The sequence below is a fragment of the Streptomyces aidingensis genome, assembly GCF_900112355.1.
Taxonomy (GTDB): Bacteria; Actinomycetota; Actinomycetes; order Streptomycetales; family Streptomycetaceae; genus Streptomyces; species Streptomyces aidingensis.
Genome location: NZ_FOLM01000007.1, coordinates 131,336 through 147,938, shown reverse-complemented (window position 1 = coordinate 147,938; position 16,603 = coordinate 131,336). Strand labels below are relative to the sequence as shown.

Sequence of the window (16,603 nt, the reverse complement as noted above, 5' to 3'; positions counted from 1 at the left end):
GTGGCCCGGCCGCTCAGTAGACAACGGCTTTCGGTCGACCCGCAGCCAGCGGGTCCCAGGTCGGCCCGAAGGGCGCCGGGCCCCATTCCCCGGTCGCGCCGCCCCGGCACGGCCCCGCCGTGCCGAAGCAGCCGCCGTTCGGGGTACCGTCGACCTCACACCGGTCGATCAGCAGGAAGGCCACCCACCCGTGCCACCGACCCCGGACACCGCCACCGCCGGTCATGGCACCGGCGTCCCGCCCGCCGCAGCCGCCGGGCAGACCCCGGACGGTCCGGCCGGGCGGAAGCCCGCCGCGGCGTCCGAAGATCCCGCGGGGGCCCCCGGCCGGGCGTCCGTACCGGGGCCGCGCCGGCTGGCCGCCGCGGCGCGCCGCCACGCGCCCCGCAGCGCGCTGGCCGCACTCGCCGGCGGCGCCCTGGCCGCCGCCTTCCCGCCGCTGGGCTGGTGGCCGCTGTCCCTGCTCGCGGTCGCCGCCCTGGCGCTGCTGACCCGGGGCCGCACCGCCCGGCAGGGCGCCTGGACCGGTTTCGCCATGGGGCTGCCCTTCTTCGTCGGCCTGCTCCAGTGGCTGCGGGTGATCGGCTGGGACGCCGTGCTGGGGCTGTCGGTGATCCAGGCGCTGTTCTTCGTCCCGCTGGGCGCGGGGCTGGCGGCCGTCTCCCGGCTGCGGCCGTGGCCGCTGTGGGGCGCCTGCCTGTGGGTGGCCGAGGAGTGGGCCCGTGACCGGGTGCCGCTCGGCGGCTTTCCCTGGGGCCGGCTGGCCTTCGCCAACACCAGCACCCCGTTCACCCCGCTGGCCGCGCTCGGCGGCGCCCCGCTGGTGACCTTCGCGGTGGCGCTGAGCGGCGGGCTGCTGGCCGCCGCGGGCCTCGCCCTGTGGCGGCTGCGCCGCCGCCCCGCCGCGGTCCCGCCGCGCACGGCCGTGCCCCGGGCCCTGGTACCGGCCGGACTGGCCGCGGCCGTGACCCTCGCCGGCCAGGCCGTACCGGTGCCCACCGACGCGGACGACACCGTGCGCATCGCCGTGGTCCAGGGCAATGTCCAGCAGCCCGGCATGGATTTCCTGGGCCGCCCGATGCTGATCCTCAGCAACCATGTCGAGGCCACCCTCGGACTCGCCGAGGACATCGACGCGGGCCGCACCGAACGGCCGGATCTGGTGATCTGGCCGGAGAACGCCTCCGACCTCGACCCCTACCGCGACCCCGCGGCCCGGGCGGCCATCGAGGAAGCGGTCCGGGCGGTGGGCGTCCCGGTGCTGGTGGGCGCCCTGGTCGACCATCCCACCAAGGAGGGCTACGTCGAGAACCAGGGCATCGTCTGGGACCCGCAGACCGGCCCCGGCGACTCCTACACCAAGCAGCACCCGGTCCCGTTCGGCGAGTATGTGCCCTTCCGGGAGCAGCTCAGCAAGGTGATCAGCCGGCTGGAGCGGGTGCCCCGGGACTTCTGGCCCGGCGACCACAGCGGCGTGCTGGACGTCGGCCCGGCCCGGCTGGGCGATGTGATCTGCTTCGAGGTGGCCTACGACGGCATCGTCCGGGACACCGTCAACGACGGCGCCCGCGCCCTGGTCGTCCAGACCAACAACGCCACCTACGGTCACACCGGCCAGCCCGAGCAGCAGCTCGCCATGTCCTCGCTGCGCGCCGTGGAGCACGGCCGGGCGATCGTCACCGCCGCCCCCAGCGGGATCAGCGCCATCGTGGCGCCGGACGGCACGGTGCTGCAGCGCACCGAGGAGTTCACCCAGGACGTGCTCACCGGCGAGCTGCCGCTGCGCGACGGCCGGACGCCGGCCGACCGGGTCGGCGCCGCCCCGGAATGGGCGATGGCCGTCGTCGGCCTGCTGGCCTGGGCCGCGGTCGCCTGGCGCACCCGCCGGGCGGCGCGGCGGGACACGGCGGCGCAGGACTCCCCGGCGTGAGCGCACCCGACGCCCGGGGCGGGCTCCCGGGCCCGGTACTGGTGATCATCCCGACCTACAACGAGGCCGGTAGCCTGGAACCGCTGGCGGCCCGGCTCCGGGCGGCGGTGCCCGCCGCCGATCTGCTGATCGCCGACGACAACAGCCCGGACGGCACCGGCAAGATAGCCGACGCGCTGGCCGCCGCCGACCCGGGCGTCCATGTGCTGCACCGGCCGGGCAAGGAAGGCCTGGGCGCGGCCTATCTGGACGGCTTCCGCTGGGGCCTGGAGCGCGGCTACCGGGTCCTGGTGGAGATGGACGGCGACGGCTCGCACCAGCCGGAGCAGCTTCCGCGGCTGCTCACCGCCCTGGAACGGGCCGATGTGGTGGTCGGCTCCCGGTGGGTGCCGGGCGGCCGGATCGTGCACTGGCCCCGCTACCGGGAGCTGCTCTCCCGGGGCGGCTCGGTCTACTCCCGGCTGCTGCTCGGTCTCCCGCTGCACGACGTCACCAGCGGCTACCGGGCGTTCCGCAGCCATGTGCTGACCCCGGCGCTGCTGGACGACATCGCCTCCCAGGGCTACTGCTTCCAGGTCGATCTGGCGCACCGCGCGCACCGGGCCGGACACCGGGTGGCCGAGGTGCCCATCACCTTTGTCGAGCGGGAGCTGGGCGATTCCAAGATGAACCGGGACATCGTGGTGGAGGCGCTGTGGCGGGTCACCGTCTGGGGGCTGGCCTCCGGGCTCCGCCGGATCACCGGACGCGGGCACACTGGAGAACATGACGACCGGCAACTCCCGACCCTCCCGTAACCCCGCCGGACCCGCCGGGCGCGCCGGCCGGCGGCTGAGAACCCTGCTGCCGCTGGGCGTGGCCCTCTGGGCACTGGCCGAACTCTGGCTGCTGATCCTGCTCGGCGACGCCGCCGGCGGATTCACCGTCTTCCTGGTGCTGCTGGCCGGGCTGGTGCTCGGGGCCCTGGTGATCCGGCAGGCCGGCAGCCGGGCCTGGCGGCGCCTGGCCGAGTCGCTCCAGCGCGGCGGCCCGGAATCCGCGGCGGCCGGCTCCGGCAACGGCCTCACCATGCTGGGCGGCCTGCTGCTGATGGTGCCCGGGCTGCTCTCCGACGCGGCCGGGCTGCTGTGCGTGTTCCCGCCGACCGCCGCGCTGCTGCGGCGTACCGGCGCACGGCTGCTGCGCTCCGGCAAGGGGCCGCTGGGCACCGCCTACCGGCAGTTCAAGGACGCCGAGGAGGCCGCCCGGCTGCGCCGCTCCGAGGCCGCGGGCGACGGCGGCGGGCGGGTGGTGCGCGGCGAGGTGGTGCCTGACGACGGGCCGGCCGGCGGCGGGAGCGGTCCGGGCGGTCCCGGGGCGCCGGAGGAGGACCCCGGGGAGGGGCCGCGCGGCGAACTAGGCGGCCCCCGGCGCTGAACCATGGCCGGACCATGGACGGGCCGCCGCGGCGGCCCGTCCGGCGACAGCCTTGAGGGCGGACCACCGCGGTGGTCCGCCCTCAAGGCCTGTCATGACTCGTCCGCTCGCCCCATATGCTCCTCAGGTCGTGGTCCGGGCCCGCGTGACCGCGGCCGGACTCAGGCGGACTTCTTGTCGCGCGGGTGCACCGCCACGTTCATCCCGCCGGAGCGGAGCACCGCCAGCCGCTCGGCCAGCACTTCCTCCAGCTCCTCGCGGGTACGCCGCTCCATGAGCATGTCCCAGTGCGTCCGCGCGGGCTTGACCTTCTTCTCCTCCGGACCGTCGCCGTCCACCAGCAGGGCCTGGGAGCCGCACACCCGGCATTCCCACTCCGGCGGGATCTCGGCCTCCACCGAGAAGGGCATCTCGAAACGGTGCCCCTTCTGGCATGCGTACTCCACGGCCTGGCGGGGCGCCAGATCGATACCGCGGTCCGTCTCGTAGCTGGTCACCACGAGCCGCGTACCGCGCAGAGCTCGCTCACTCATGAATCGTGCCTCCCGGGCTGGTCGCCCACAGGACAGGTGTCGCTGTCGTCGTTATCCGGTCAACGTCCGGTCGCCGGTGAAGATTCCCGATCCGGGACATGCGTCGCCCACGGGCCGCCTCTTGGTTGTACCCACCGACGTCCGGTTTGTCACATCTGGCAGGAGATGTCACCCAGCGTTCGTACCGGAGTGACGTGCGGTAACGGTCCCTCGTGCGGCCAGAGGCGTACCTTACCGCCCCTCGCGGGGCCGGGGCATCCCCGCCCCGGCGGCGGGGCCCTCCGGGCTCCGCGCGGGGCGCCCGGCGGGCCGGCGGCGGACTACCACCGAGGGGGCCGGCGGCAGCCCGCGGACCTCGAAGACCCGCAGGAAGAACTGGGTCAGCGGGCCGATGGCCAGCGCGTACAGTACCGTGCCCACCCCCGCGGTGCCGCCCAGCAGAATGCCGCTGACCAGCACGGTCAGCTCGATCGCGGTGCGCACCAGCCGCACCGACCGGCCGGTGACCCGGTGCAGCCCGGTCATCAGACCGTCCCGCGGGCCGGGGCCGAACCGGGCGGCGATGTACATGCCGGTGGCCATGCCGTTCAGCACCACCGCCAGGAGCATCAGCGGGATCCGCACCGCGAGCGGCCCGAAGTCCGGGACCAGGGCCATGGTGGCGTCCATGGCCAGTCCCAGCACCACCACATTGGACACCGTTCCCAGGCCGGGCCGCTGGCGCAGCGGCACCCAGGCCAGCAGGACCAGCGCGCCGGTCAGGATCACCACCGTGCCGATGGTGAGCCCGGTGCGCTCGGCCACGCCCTGATGGAGCACGTCCCAGGGGTCGAGCCCCAGCCCGGCACGCACCATCAGCCCCAGGCTCGCGCCGTACAGCACCAGTCCGGCGTAGAGCTGCACCAGACGGCGCGGCAGCCGCGCCTCCCCTTGGACCTTGGACACGGCTTCTCTCCTGTACTTCCGGCGCGGCGGTGGCGGCGCGGTACTTCCGGTGTGCTGCCGGCTGGTCCGAGTGGACCGCCGCGTGGCATCATGTGGCCTGCAAGACCCGGTGTCAAAGGGCCAATCTGATAAAGGTGGACTGATGAATGCGTCGGGCTGGACTTCGACGGTGGGAGCCACCCAGCTTGCCAGGCTGCTCCAGGCGGACGGCGGCGGGGAGGGATGGCGCTCGCCCCGCACCCCGGCCTACCGCGCACTGGCCGACCGGGTGCGGCTGCTGGTCCTGGAGGGCCGGCTGCCGGTGGCCGCCCGGCTGCCCGCCGAGCGGGAGCTGGCCGGCGCCCTCTCGGTGAGCCGCACCACCATCGCCGCCGCCTTCGACGCCCTGCGCGGCGAGGGCTTTCTCACCTCCCGGCGCGGTTCCGGAAGCTGGACCGCCGTCCCCGCCGGGCAGCCGCTGCCCACCCGCGCGCTGGATCCGCTGCCGCCCGATCCGACCGGCAGCACCATCGACCTCGGCTGCGCCTCACTGCCCGCCCCGGCCGGCCTGCTGGACCGTTCCTTCCGCGCCGCCCTGGCGGACCTGGCCCCCTCCGCGCACACCCACGGCGACTACCCGGCCGGACTGCCCCTGCTGCGCGAGGCGCTGGCCGCCCGGTACACGGCCGACGGCGTGCCCACCATGCCCGAGCAGATCATGGTCACCACCGGGGCGATGGGCGGGGTGGCCGCACTGTGCCGGCTGCTGGCCGTGCAGGGTGAGCGGGTCGCCGTCGAGCACCCCTCCTATGCCAATGTGCTCCAGCTGATGCGGGAGGCCGGCGCCCGGCTGGTACCGGTGGCCATGGCCCCCGGGCCGGCCGGCTGGGATCTGCCGGCCTGGCGCCGGGTGCTCCGTGACGCCGCCCCCCGGATGGCCTATGTGATGCCCGACTTCCACAACCCGACCGGCGCGCAGGCCCCCGAGGAGCAGCGCCGGGAGCTGGTGGCCGCCGCCCGTGGCGCGGGCACCGTGGTGGTGGCCGACGAGACCATGCGGGACCTGGCGATCGGCCCCGCGCCCGGGGCCGGTCCGCGGCGGCCGGAGCCGCGGCGGCTCGCCGCCTTCGACCCCGGCGGTTCCACCGTGATCACCATCGGTTCGGCCAGCAAGACCTTCTGGGCCGGGATGCGCATGGGCTGGGTGCGGGCCGCCCCCGAGGTCATCCGCAGCCTGGTCGCCGCCCGCGCCTATGCCGACCTCGGCAGCCCGGTGCTGGAGCAGCTCGCCCTGGCCTGGCTGCTGCGCGAGGGCGGCTGGCAGGAAGCGGTGGCACTGCGCCGGGCCCAGCTGCGCGAGTACCGGGACGCCATGGCCGGCGCGCTGCGCCGGGAGCTGCCCGACTGGGAGTTCGAGCTGCCCGGCGGCGGGCTGACGCTGTGGGTGCGCACGGCTGGCCTGTCCGGTTCACGGATCGCCGACGCGGGCGAGCGCCTCGGGGTGCGGGTCGCCTCCGGACCCCGGTTCGGAGTGGACGGTGCCTTCGAGGGCTTCGTCCGCCTGCCCTTCACGGTGGCCGCGCCGGTGGCCGACGAGGCCGTGGCCCGGCTGGCCGCGGCGGCCCGGATGGTCTCCCGGACCGCGGTGACCGCACCGGCCACGCCCACCGGCTACATCACCTGACCGGCCGCGCCGGGCCGCGGCCGTCAGCGGCCGGCCGGGCGGGCCCGGACATGCATCCGCTCGCCCTGCGCACCGAACAGCGAGAGGAACTCCACCGGCCGCTCGCCCGGGTTGGCGAAGCCGTGCGGGGTCCGGGTGTCGAACTCGGCCGCCTCGCCGGCGGCCAGGACCAGATCGTGCTCCCCGAGCGCCAGCCACAGGCGGCCGGAGAGCACATACAGCCATTCGTAGCCCTCGTGCACGCTCTGCTCCGGGCGCGTCGCGTCGGCCGGCCGGCGGGCCGGAATGATGATCTTGTAGGCGTGCAGTCCGCCCAGATAGCGGGTGAGCGGAACGAAGGTGCGGCCGTACTGGGTGAACGGCCGCGGGTGGACCCGCGGATCTCCCGTCGCCGGCGCACCCACCAGCTCGTCCAGCGGGACCCCGTGCGCCCGGGCCAGGGGCAGCAGCAGCTCCAGCGTCGGCCGGCGCTGCCCGGACTCCAGCCGGGAGAGGGTGCTCGCCGAGATCCCGGTGCTCTCGCCGAGCTGTGCCAGCGTGGTGCCGCGGGCCAGCCGCAGCGCCCGCAGCCGGGGCCCCACCGCGGTCAGCACACCCGCCAGTTCGTCGTCGCCGGCCATCCTCCCATTTGCCACCCCGGCAAACGCCGATGTCAACCCCCGGCGGTCACCGGCAGAAGCTGTCAACACCGGTCAACAGAACACCCGGTCCGGCCGGTGCCGGCCGGCATTCGGTCGGCGCCGGTCTGCGCCGTCTGCGCCGGTCTGCGCCGTCTGCGCCGGTCTGCGCTGGTCAGGTGCTGGTCAAGAAGGGTCGATCCCCGTCGTTTCGGGGGCCGGGGAGCGGCGGTCCAGGGAGAGCACGGGCTCCGGCAGCAGGGCGCGCACCGCCCGGCGCTGGGTCTCGCTCGCGGTGTCGTCCTGCGGGTCCGGGGTGGCCGGGACCTGGAGCCGGACGGCCCGGTCCGGACCGAGCCGGGCATAGCCGCGGCCCGGCGGCAGCACCGGCGGGGGAGCGCTCGGCAGCGGGCCGTCCAGCACGAACCGGATCTCGGCGGCGGGCATCGAGCCCAGCACCACCCGGGCGCCGGGCGCGGTCCGCACCGCCTCCGACAGCTCCTCCCACGCCGCGCAGTCCTCGGCCACCGCCACCGTGACCCGGGCCGCCCGTCCGTACCGCAGCGGCACCTCCAGCAACTGCTGTGCGCCGGGCGAGCCGTCCGGACGGGCCGGATGGCCGAGCAGCGAGGGCCGGTCCAGCACGATCCACAGCGGGCGCACCGCCCGCTGCGGGCCGCCGGCCTGCCGGGCCCGGCTGACCTCCAGCAGCCGCCGGCCGGTCTCCCGGGCGGCCCACTCCAGCGCCGCCCGGGCACCGGACGGCGAGGATTCCACGGACAGCACCCCGCGCCGGCCGGTGAAACAGCCGAACTCGCCCGCGCCGCCGCCGTCGATCAGCAGCACCTCCCCGTCGCGCAGCGCCTGGAGCGTCACCGAGCGCAGCAGCGAGGTGGTCCCGGAACCCGAGGGGCCGACCGCCAGCAGATGCGGGGCGGGGGAGCGCGGCCCGGTCCGCCACACCACCGGCGCGGCATGCACCGGCTCCGCCTCCCCGTCCGCCGCGACCGGCACCAGCCGGTCCACCGCCTCGGTGTCGGTGAAGCCGAGCACCAGCTCGCCGGGCGCCATGATGAAGCGCTGGGCGCAGATGCCGGCGGGCAGCGGGCCCGGCACCGTCATCTCCAGCCGGTTGCGCTCCTCGTCCCAGCGGAAGCGCAGCTCGCGGTCGCCGCCGGTCTTGGCGGCCAGCAGCCGCTCCACCCGGTCGCGGGCCTGCGGGTCGCCGTCCGGGAAGTGCCCGGGGTAGCGGATCAGCAGCCGGGCGAGCCGGTCGTCCAGGCCGAAGGCGTACTCCTCGATGCCGCGCTCCCAGCCACCGCCCAGCAGATACATCGCCTCCGGGGGCGGTTCGCCGCCGGCCGGCGGCCCGGGCGGGGCGAAGTACGGCACCAGCGACTCGTAGAGGGTCTGCAGGCGTTCCTCGTCGCCCTCCGCCGGGGGCCGGACGCCCGGCGGCCCGGTGCGGTCCCGCCACCCCGCCGCCAGGGCCGCGGCCAGCAGCAGCAGCCCGCCGGCCGGCGGCCCGTAGGGCACCACGGCGAGCAGCACGGCCGTCCCGGCGGCCAGCACCAGCAGCGGTCCGCGGCGGTCCGCGGGGGCGGCCCGCCAGCCCCGCCCGGCCGCCGCCGCCAGCCGTACCAGGCCGCGGCCCAGCATCAGCGGCGGGCGCAGCCAGAACCGGTTCGCCCCCTGGCTCACAGGGAGAGGCCGCCGAGCAGGCCGGCCAGGCTCTGGCCGCCCGCCCGGATGCTGGGTGCCACCGCGGTGCCGGCGAGATAGAAACCGAACAGTCCGCAGACGATCGCATGGGACGGTTTCAGTGCATCCTTGCGGAAGAACAGGAAGACAATGACCCCCAGCAGCACGACCCCGGACACCTGGAGAACCATCAGCACACCACCTCGCGTCTCGGCAGAAAACGCACCGTCAGTACGCTAAGCGGCAACAAAGGTACTCAGGGTATTTTCGGCGCATACAGGTGACAGCGCGGCAAAGGTGTGAAGGTTCGCGGCCGGCGCGGAGGCCGGCCCGGCCGGCGGGAGCCACCTGCGGGACCGTGCCGGAAGCACCACGGACCCCGATAGTCTTGTGCCCGATCAAGGGGCAAGGAGGAGCAGTCACCATGACAGAGAGCACGGCGCCCCTGTCGCCACGGTCCCGCATCGCCGTGACGGCGGGCCGGGCGGCGGCAGCCGTATCGCGGGCCGCCGGCCGCGGCAGCGGATCGGTCATCGGAGGACGCGTCGCGCTCAAGCTCGATCCCGAGCTGCTTCGCGTTCTCTCGGGCCACCTCGACATCGTGCTGGTCTCCGCGACCAACGGGAAGACCACGACCACCCGCCTGATCGCCGAGGCCCTGCGGGCCGCCGGAGAGGTGGTCTCCAACGCGCTGGGCGCCAACATGCCGGCCGGCATCACCTCCGCCCTGGCGCAGGGCAGCCGGGCCCGGTACGGCGTCCTGGAGGTCGACGAGAAATACCTCACCGCGGTGGCCGCCGAGGTCAACCCGAAGGTCGTGGCCCTGCTCAACCTCTCCCGCGACCAGCTCGACCGCGCCGCCGAGACCCGCATGCTGGCCGACCACTGGCGCGAGGGGCTCAAGGACACCAAGGCCGTGGTGGTGGCCAACTGCGACGACCCGCTGGTCACCTGGGCCGCCTCGGACAGCCCCAATGTGGTCTGGGTGGCGGCCGGCCAGGAGTGGAAGGACGACGCCTGGTCCTGCCCCTCCTGCGGCGGGGTGCTCCAGCGGCCCGAGGGCGGCTGGGCCTGCGCCGAATGCGGCTTCCGCCGCCCCAGCCCCACCTGGGCGCTGGCCGGGGAGACCGTGCTCGACCCGCACGGCACCGCCTGGCCGATCCGGCTCCAGCTCCCCGGCCGCGCCAACCGCGCCAACGCCGCCACCGCGGCGGCCGTGGCCGCCGTCTTCGGTGTCGCCCCGGGCCCCGCGCTGGAGCGGATGTACCAGGTGACGGCGGTGGCCGGCCGCTATGACACGGTCACCTGGCAGGACCGCGAGCTGCGCCTGCTGCTGGCCAAGAACCCGGCCGGCTGGCTGGAGACCTTCTCCCTCATCGACCCGCCCCCGGCCCCGGTGCTGCTCTCGGTCAACGCCCGCAGCGCCGACGGCACCGACACCTCCTGGCTGTGGGACGTGGACTACACCCGGCTGGCCGGCCACCCGATCGTGGTGGTCGGCGACCGCCGGCTGGACCTGGCGGTGCGGCTGGAGGTGGCCGGACAGAACTTCCGGGTCTTCGACACCGTGGAACAGGCGGTCCGGGCCGCCGCCCCGGGCCGCATCGAGGCCATCGCCAACTACACCGCCTTCCAGGACCTGCGCCGCGCCGTCGGCAACTGACTCGCAACCGAAGGAAGCCAGCACCATGAGCGAATCCAGCCTCCGGGTGGTGTGGGTCTACCCGGATCTGCTCAGCACCTACGGCGACCAGGGCAACGCGCTGGTCACCGCCCGCCGGGCGGAGCAGCGCGGCCTGAAGGTCACCCGCACCGACGTCCGCTCCGACCAGCGCATCCCGACCTCCGGCGACATCTATCTGATCGGCGGCGGCGAGGACCGTCCGCAGCGGCTGGCCGCCGAGCGGCTGCAGCGCGACGGCGGCCTCCAGCGGGCCGTGGACAACGGCGCCATCGTCTTCGCGGTCTGCGCCGGCTACCAGATCATCGGCCACGAGTTCATCAACGACCTGGGCGAGCGGCAGCCCGGCCTCGGCCTGCTCGACGTGGTCACGGTGCGCGGCGAGGGATCCCGCTGCGTCGGCGACGTGCTGGCCGACATCGACGAGCGGCTCGGCCTGCCGCAGCTCACCGGCTTCGAGAACCACCAGGGCGTCACCCGTCTGGGCCCGGGCGTGCGCCCGTTCGCCCGGGTCCGGATCGGCCGCGGCAACGGCACCGGCGACGGCACCGAGGGCGCCTGGCGCGACACCGTGATCGGCACCTACATGCACGGCCCGGTGCTCGCCCGCAACCCCCAGGTGGCCGACCTGCTGATCAAGCTGGCCCTGGACGTCAACGCGCTGCCGCCGGTGGACGACCGCTGGTACGAGGCGCTGCGCGCCGAGCGCATCGCCGCCGCCCGCCAGCCCGCCTGACCGCGCCGCACCCGGGAGCCGCCCCCGGCCCGGGAGCGGGCCGGGGGCGGTCCTATGCTGGTGGCGCCCCGGGCATCTCCGGCCGGACACCCGGAACCGGGGCGGATCGGGAGCGACGGGATGGATCACCACAGCATGGACGGCGGGGCCGGTCACGGCGGGCACGGCGCGGGGCTGCCGCCCCTGACCCTGCCGCGGGCGCTGGAGTTCTCGCCCGACGCCGTCTTCCTCACCGCCTGTGTGCTGCTGCTCGGTCTCTATCTGTGGGGCGTGGCCCGGCTGCGGCTGCGGGGCGACGCCTGGCCGGTGGGCCGCACCGCCGCGTTCGGGCTCGGCGTGGCCTCCCTCGCGCTCGTCACCTGCACCGGGCTCAACGACTACGGCATGGTGCTGTTCAGCGCCCATATGACGCAGCACATGGTGATCTCCATGCTGACGCCGATCCTGCTGCTGCTCGGCGCACCGGTCACCCTGGCGCTGCGCGCCCTGCCCATCGCCGGGCGGGGCCGCACCGGACCCCGGGAACTGCTGACCGCCCTGCTGCACTCCCGCTACGCCGGCGCGGTGACCAGCCCGCTGTTCACCATCCCGATGTTCATCGCCAGCCTCTACGGGCTCTACTTCACCCCGCTGTTCGACTTCCTGATGAGCAGCCGGGCCGGCCATGTGGCGATGATGGTGCACTTCCTGGCCGTGGGGCTGGCGTTCTTCTGGCCGATCATGGGCGTGGACCCGGGCCCCCGCCGGCCCGGCCATCTGATGCGGATGCTGGAGCTGTTCGCCACCATGCCCTTCCACGCCTTCTTCGGCATCGCGCTGATGATGGCGACCGGCCCGATGGTGGAGACCTACGCCGACCCGCCCGCCTCCCTGGGCGCGGACGCGATCGCCGACCAGACCGCGGCCGGCGGCATCGCCTGGGCGTTCAGCGAGATCCCCTCGGTGATCGTGCTGATCGCGCTGGTCATCCAGTGGTATTTCTCCGAGGACCGCAGGGCGCGCCGGCTGGACCGCGCGGCCGACCGGGACGGCGACCGCGAACTCGCCGCCTACAACGCCTATCTGGCCTCGCTGGAGACCCGCACCTGAACCGCCGCGCCGCCCTCGCGCACCCCCGTCCGGGCACCACCGTCCCCGGCGCCGGGCTCAGTGCTGGCCGGCGGCCTCGGCGGCGGCATGCAGGGCGCGGGCGATCATCGCCAGGTCCTCCGGGGAGGAGACATAGGGCGGCATGGCGTAGATCATCTCCCGGTACGGGCGCAGCCAGACGCCCTCGGCGCGGGCGGCCCGGGCGGCCCGGGCCGTGTCCACCGGCCGGTCCATCTCCACCACCGCGATGGCGCCGAGCGTGCGCACCTCCCGCACCCCGGGCAGCTTGGCGGTGGGGGCCAGGGCCCCGGCCAGCGCGGTCTCGATCGCGGCCACCCGTCCGGCCCAGTCGCCGTCCGTCAGCAGCCCCAGGCTGGCCTCGGCCACGGCGCAGGCCAGCGGATTGGCCATATAGGTCGGACCGTGGTTGAGCTGCGGATATTCGCCCGAGGCGATCCCCTCGGCCACCCGCGGGGTGCACAGGGTGGCGGCCAGCGTCAGATAGCCGCCGGTCAGCGCCTTGCCCACGCACATGATGTCCGGGACCACCCCGGCGTGCTCGGCGGCGAACATCCGCCCGGTGCGGCCGAAGCCGGTGGCGATCTCGTCGAAGACCAGCAGCACCCCGTGGCGGTCGCACAGCTCCCGCAGGATCCGCAGATAGGCCGGCTGGTGGAACCGCATGCCGCCCGCGCCCTGGACCACCGGCTCCACGATCACCGCCGCCAGTTCCCCGGCGTGCTCCGCCACCGTCCGTTCCAGGTGCTCCGCATACGCCCGGTCCACCGGGGCGGCGAACCCGGCCGGCGGCAGTCCGGCGAACACATGGCGGGGCAGCAGCGGTGCCCACAGGTGGTGCATGCTGTTGTCCGGATCGGACAGTGACATCGCCTGCCAGGTGTCCCCGTGGTAGCCGCCGCGCCAGGTCAGCAGCCGGTGCTTCGCCGGGCGGCCCCGCGAGTGCCAGTACTGGAGCGCCATCTTCACGGCCACCTCCACCGACACCGACCCGGAGTCGGAGAGGAAGACATGCGACAGGTCGCCGGGGGCCATCCCGGCCAGCCGCCGGGCCAGCCGCACCGCGGGCTCATGGGTGAGACCGCCGAACATCACATGGCTCATGGCGTCCAGCTGGCGGCGTGCGGCCCGGTTGAGCACCGGGTGGTTGTAGCCGTGCACCGCGGCCCACCAGGAGGACATGCCGTCCACCAGCTCCCGCCCGTCCGCCAGCCTGATCCGGGTGCCGGCCGCGCCCGCGACCGGCAGCGCGCCCGCCGGATCGGGGTGCGGCGCGTACGGATGCCACAGGTGCCTGCGGTCCAGCTCGGCGATCTGCGGGCCGGTCAGCGGAGCGGTGTCGTCGGCGGAGTCCTGCGCGAAGTCGGTCATGGGCCCTCGTGGTTCTCGGCGGCGGGCGCGGGTCGGCGGTCCCGGGCCGACGCTACCGGGGGACCCGTGCACTTCTCACGGTCGGATGGTGACAGAGGGGACTGTGCCGCCCCTGTCGCGGACTGACAACGTGGCGGGTGCCGGCCCACACGCTGCCGAGGAGAGCGATGAACAAGCGGTACGAAGTCTTCTGCCTCGCGGACCGCCGCTTCTACGAGACCCCCGACCGGATCGCCGGGGGCACCGCCCCCGGCGGGGACGGCCCGGGGGAGCTGTTCGGCACGGCCCGGCGGCCGGTGCCGGCGGGCTGGCGCTCCGAGCGCTCCGGGGACTGGCTGCATCTGCATCCGCCGGGCGTCCGGATGCCGCCGCAGGGCTGGAAGATCCACGCCTCGGCCTGCCCGGACAACGCGGACCGGGTGGCGGGCCGGGTGTGGGAGTACTGCGTGCCCCGGGGCATCCCGTTCAAGTTCGTGCCCGGCCGCAGCCTGCTGTTCCTGCGCAACTCCAAGTACGCCGGCCGCGACTCCAGCGGCAAGTTCGCCACCCTCTACCCCCGCGACGAGGAGCAGTTGCACACCGTCCTGCGCGAGCTGGGCGAACGGCTGTCCGGTGAGCCCGGCCCGTACATCCTGACCGATCTGCGCTGGGGCGCCGGGCCGCTCCATGTGCGCTGGGGGGCGTTCGCGCCGCGCCACTGCGACAACGGCTCCGGCACCCTGGTGCCGGCCGTCGAGGATCCGTCCGGGCGACTGGTGCCCGACCGCCGCGACCCGGTGTTCACCGTGCCGGAGTGGGTCACCCTGCCCGCCTTCCTGGAACCGGAACTGGCCGCCCGCAACGGCCTGACCGTCGCGGACCTGCCCTACCGGATCGAGCAGGCGCTGCACTTCTCCAACGGCGGCGGGGTCTACCGGGGCACCGATCCGCGCAGCGGCGCCGCCGTGGTGCTGAAGGAGGCCCGGCCGCACGCCGGTCTGGCCTCGGACGGCGCCGACGCGGTGACCCGGCTGCGCCGCGAGAAGGCGGCCCTGGAGCGGCTGGCCGGGCTGTCCGTCGCCCCGGCGGTGCGGGACTGGCTCACCGTGGGCGAGCACCGCTTCCTGGTCATGGACCATGTGCCCGGCCGCACCCTGAACTCCTTCTTCGCCGAGCGGCATCCACTGCTGTCGCCGGAACCGGCCCCGGCCGCCGTGGCGGACTACACCCGCTGGGCGCTGGACGTCCTGGCCGCGGTGGAACGGGCCGTGGCCGCCCTGCACGGCCGCGGCGTGGTCTTCAACGACCTGCACATGTTCAACATCATGGTCGGCGAGGACGAGAAGTCGGTGACCCTGCTGGACTTCGAGGCGGCCCGGCTGACCGGGGACGAGCCCGCGGACACCATCCGGCAGACCGTCGCCCATCCCGGCTTCGTGGCGCCCGCCGACCGCTCCGGCTTCGCCATCGACCGCTATGCCCTGGCCTGTCTGCGGCTGGCGCTGTTCGTGCCGATGACCACGCTGCTGGCCATGGACCGGGGCAAGGCGGCCGGTCTGGCCGAGGTGGCCGCCCGCCAGTTCCCCGGGCTGCCGCCGGACTTCCCGCGGGAGGCGGTCGCCGAGATCACCGCCCCGGCCTCCGCGGCCCCGGCCTCCGCGGCCCCGGCGCCCGCCCGCTCCGGCGCGCACCGGCCGGCCGGGACACCGCCGCCGGAACCCGCCGACTGGCCGGCCGGCCGGGACGCCATGATCCGGGCCATCCTCGCCTCCGCCACGCCCGGGCGCGACGACCGGCTCTTCCCCGGCGACATCGCCCAGTTCGCCCCCGGCGGCGGCCTCGGCCTGGCCCACGGCGCCGCCGGGGTCCTCTACGCCCTGGCCGAGACCGGCGCCGAGCCCTGGCCGGAGGGCGAGCGCTGGCTGCTGCGGCACGCCGCCGACCCGCCCCCGGCCACCGCCCCGGGGCTGTGGGACGGCCTGATGGGGGTCGCGTACGCGCTGCACCGGCTGGGCCGCACCGAGGCCGCGGCGGGCCTGGCCCACCGGGCGCTCGGCGAGCGCTGGGAGCGGCTGCCCGCACATCTGCACGGCGGACTGGCCGGCATCGGCCTGGTGCTCGACGAACTGGCCGCCGCCACCGGCGATCCCGCCCTGGAGCGCAGTGCCGCGCTGGCCTGCCGGCTGGCCGCCGACCGGGTCTTCGACCCGCCGGAACCGCTGCCGCCCGGCCCCCGGCGCGCCGGCCTGCTGTACGGCGCCACCGGCCCGGCGCTGCTCTTTCTGCGCCGCCACCGGCGCACCGGCGACCCGGCGCTGCCGGCCGCCGCCGAGGCCGCGCTCGCCCGCGATCTGGCACACTGCGCGCCCGGCCGGGACGGCGCACTGGCCGTCGACGAGGGCCGGCGCACCATGCCGTACCTGGGCGAGGGCAGCGTGGGCATCGCCGCCGTGCTCGACGACTATCTCGCCGTCGCCGGCGGACACCCCGGCTTCGAGCGGGCCCGGCGCGCCATCCTGCCCGCCGCCCGGCTGCGCTACTACGCCCAGCCCGGCCTGTTCCAGGGCCGGGCCGGCATGATATGGCATCTGGGCCGCACCACCGCGCCGGGGGTCCGTCCGGGGGATCTCGCCGCGCAGACCGAGGCCCTGGGCTGGCACGCCATGCCCTGCCTGGGCGGCCTGGCCTTCCCCGGCGAGCAGTTGCTGCGGCTGTCCATGGACCTCGCCACCGGGACCGCGGGCTGCCTGCTGGCGCTGGGCTCGGCCCTCGGCGTCCCCGGGGCGCGCGCCGCGCGGCTGCCCTTCCTGCCGCCTCCGGGCGGCGGGCCACAGACCGGTCCCCGACCGGGGGCCGAACGCGAGGAAGCCCTCTCGGGCGGGGCGTGACCCCGCGCCGCGCCCGGCTTTCTCCGCGATCCGCAC

The 16,603-nt window shown here is 75.3% G+C and carries 14 protein-coding genes; 8 read left to right on the top strand and 6 right to left on the bottom strand.

Annotation, left to right across the window (positions count from 1 at the left end; translation table 11 throughout):
• Positions 1 to 190: 190 nt before the first annotated feature.
• Genes lnt through fxsA form a run of 3 tightly spaced genes read left to right on the top strand, consistent with a single transcriptional unit; the run spans position 191 to position 3,346 of the window.
• Positions 191 to 1,930: an apolipoprotein N-acyltransferase gene (gene lnt / locus BM242_RS14515; RefSeq protein ID WP_093839239.1), complete on the top strand. Its 1,740-nt coding sequence runs from the start codon at positions 191 to 193 to the stop codon at positions 1,928 to 1,930.
• On the top strand, positions 1,927 to 2,727 hold the full coding sequence (locus BM242_RS14510) for a polyprenol monophosphomannose synthase (protein WP_245834080.1): 801 nt from the start codon (positions 1,927 to 1,929) through the stop codon (positions 2,725 to 2,727). Before lnt ends, BM242_RS14510 begins: the two co-directional genes overlap by 4 nt.
• Positions 2,696 to 3,346, top strand: coding sequence for an FxsA family membrane protein (gene fxsA, locus BM242_RS14505; protein WP_093839237.1), 651 nt, complete (start codon positions 2,696 to 2,698; stop codon positions 3,344 to 3,346). The genes BM242_RS14510 and fxsA overlap by 32 nt, the downstream gene beginning before the upstream one ends.
• 161 nt (positions 3,347 to 3,507) lie before the next feature.
• On the opposite strand, the gene BM242_RS14500 is transcribed toward fxsA, so the two are convergent.
• Positions 3,508 to 3,879, bottom strand: coding sequence for an RNA polymerase-binding protein RbpA (locus BM242_RS14500; RefSeq protein WP_093839236.1), 372 nt, complete (start codon positions 3,877 to 3,879; stop codon positions 3,508 to 3,510).
• 231 nt (positions 3,880 to 4,110) lie between these two features.
• Positions 4,111 to 4,824: a membrane protein YczE gene (gene yczE, locus BM242_RS14495; protein ID WP_245834079.1), complete on the bottom strand. Its 714-nt coding sequence runs from the start codon at positions 4,822 to 4,824 to the stop codon at positions 4,111 to 4,113.
• A gap of 142 nt (positions 4,825 to 4,966) precedes the next feature.
• Between yczE and yczR the strand changes: the two genes are divergently transcribed.
• Complete coding sequence (gene yczR, locus BM242_RS14490) at positions 4,967 to 6,487, top strand: MocR-like transcription factor YczR (protein ID WP_093839235.1); 1,521 nt, start codon at positions 4,967 to 4,969, stop codon at positions 6,485 to 6,487.
• A gap of 23 nt (positions 6,488 to 6,510) precedes the next feature.
• Here the strand turns inward: yczR and BM242_RS14485 are convergent, their stop codons facing one another.
• The 3 genes from BM242_RS14485 to BM242_RS14475 form a co-directional block, all read right to left on the bottom strand.
• Positions 6,511 to 7,107, bottom strand: coding sequence for a helix-turn-helix domain-containing protein (locus BM242_RS14485; RefSeq protein ID WP_093839234.1), 597 nt, complete (start codon positions 7,105 to 7,107; stop codon positions 6,511 to 6,513).
• Between the two features lie 183 nt (positions 7,108 to 7,290).
• Positions 7,291 to 8,805 carry a hypothetical protein gene (locus BM242_RS14480; RefSeq protein ID WP_175541416.1) on the bottom strand — a complete coding sequence of 505 codons (1,515 nt, stop codon included), beginning with the start codon at positions 8,803 to 8,805 and terminating at the stop codon, positions 7,291 to 7,293.
• The gene (locus BM242_RS14475; protein ID WP_093839384.1) at positions 8,802 to 8,996 is read right to left on the bottom strand and encodes a hypothetical protein; all 195 of its coding nucleotides are present in this window, start codon (positions 8,994 to 8,996) and stop codon (positions 8,802 to 8,804) included. Before BM242_RS14475 ends, BM242_RS14480 begins: the two co-directional genes overlap by 4 nt.
• A 233-nt stretch (positions 8,997 to 9,229) precedes the next feature.
• Here BM242_RS14475 and BM242_RS14470 point away from each other — a divergent pair, with 233 nt between their 5' ends.
• The 3 genes from BM242_RS14470 to BM242_RS14460 all read left to right on the top strand — a co-directional run bounded on the left by BM242_RS14470 (position 9,230) and on the right by BM242_RS14460 (position 12,311).
• Complete coding sequence (locus BM242_RS14470) at positions 9,230 to 10,468, top strand: Mur ligase family protein (RefSeq protein ID WP_093839233.1); 1,239 nt, start codon at positions 9,230 to 9,232, stop codon at positions 10,466 to 10,468.
• A gap of 25 nt (positions 10,469 to 10,493) precedes the next feature.
• On the top strand, positions 10,494 to 11,222 hold the full coding sequence (locus BM242_RS14465) for a type 1 glutamine amidotransferase (RefSeq protein ID WP_093839232.1): 729 nt from the start codon (positions 10,494 to 10,496) through the stop codon (positions 11,220 to 11,222).
• 120 nt (positions 11,223 to 11,342) lie between these two features.
• A complete protein-coding gene (locus tag BM242_RS14460) occupies positions 11,343 to 12,311 on the top strand; it encodes a cytochrome c oxidase assembly protein (protein ID WP_245834078.1) in 969 nt (322 codons plus the stop codon).
• A gap of 57 nt (positions 12,312 to 12,368) precedes the next feature.
• On the opposite strand, the gene BM242_RS14455 is transcribed toward BM242_RS14460, so the two are convergent.
• Positions 12,369 to 13,700, bottom strand: coding sequence for an adenosylmethionine--8-amino-7-oxononanoate transaminase (locus BM242_RS14455; protein WP_093839231.1), 1,332 nt, complete (start codon positions 13,698 to 13,700; stop codon positions 12,369 to 12,371).
• Positions 13,701 to 13,867: 167 nt separating this feature from the next.
• On the opposite strand from BM242_RS14455, the gene lanKC reads away from it, so the two are divergent.
• A complete protein-coding gene (gene lanKC / locus BM242_RS14450) occupies positions 13,868 to 16,567 on the top strand; it encodes a class III lanthionine synthetase LanKC (RefSeq protein WP_093839230.1) in 2,700 nt (899 codons plus the stop codon).
• Positions 16,568 to 16,603: the final 36 nt, after the last annotated feature.

Bases quoted from the DNA above. Each gene is read 5' to 3' on its own strand.
- BM242_RS14470 (WP_093839233.1), top strand. From the start codon at position 9,230: ATGACAGAGAGCACGGCGCCCCTGTCGCCACGGTCCCGCATCGCCGTG.
- BM242_RS14465 (WP_093839232.1), top strand. From the start codon at position 10,494: ATGAGCGAATCCAGCCTCCGGGTGGTGTGGGTCTACCCGGATCTGCTC.
- fxsA (WP_093839237.1), top strand. From the start codon at position 2,696: ATGACGACCGGCAACTCCCGACCCTCCCGTAACCCCGCCGGACCCGCC.
- lanKC (WP_093839230.1), top strand. From the start codon at position 13,868: ATGAACAAGCGGTACGAAGTCTTCTGCCTCGCGGACCGCCGCTTCTAC.
- BM242_RS14455 (WP_093839231.1), bottom strand. From the start codon at position 13,700: ATGACCGACTTCGCGCAGGACTCCGCCGACGACACCGCTCCGCTGACC.
- BM242_RS14485 (WP_093839234.1), bottom strand. From the start codon at position 7,107: ATGGCCGGCGACGACGAACTGGCGGGTGTGCTGACCGCGGTGGGGCCC.
- BM242_RS14500 (WP_093839236.1), bottom strand. From the start codon at position 3,879: ATGAGTGAGCGAGCTCTGCGCGGTACGCGGCTCGTGGTGACCAGCTAC.
- BM242_RS14460 (WP_245834078.1), top strand. From the start codon at position 11,343: ATGGATCACCACAGCATGGACGGCGGGGCCGGTCACGGCGGGCACGGC.
- BM242_RS14475 (WP_093839384.1), bottom strand. From the start codon at position 8,996: ATGGTTCTCCAGGTGTCCGGGGTCGTGCTGCTGGGGGTCATTGTCTTC.
- yczR (WP_093839235.1), top strand. From the start codon at position 4,967: ATGAATGCGTCGGGCTGGACTTCGACGGTGGGAGCCACCCAGCTTGCC.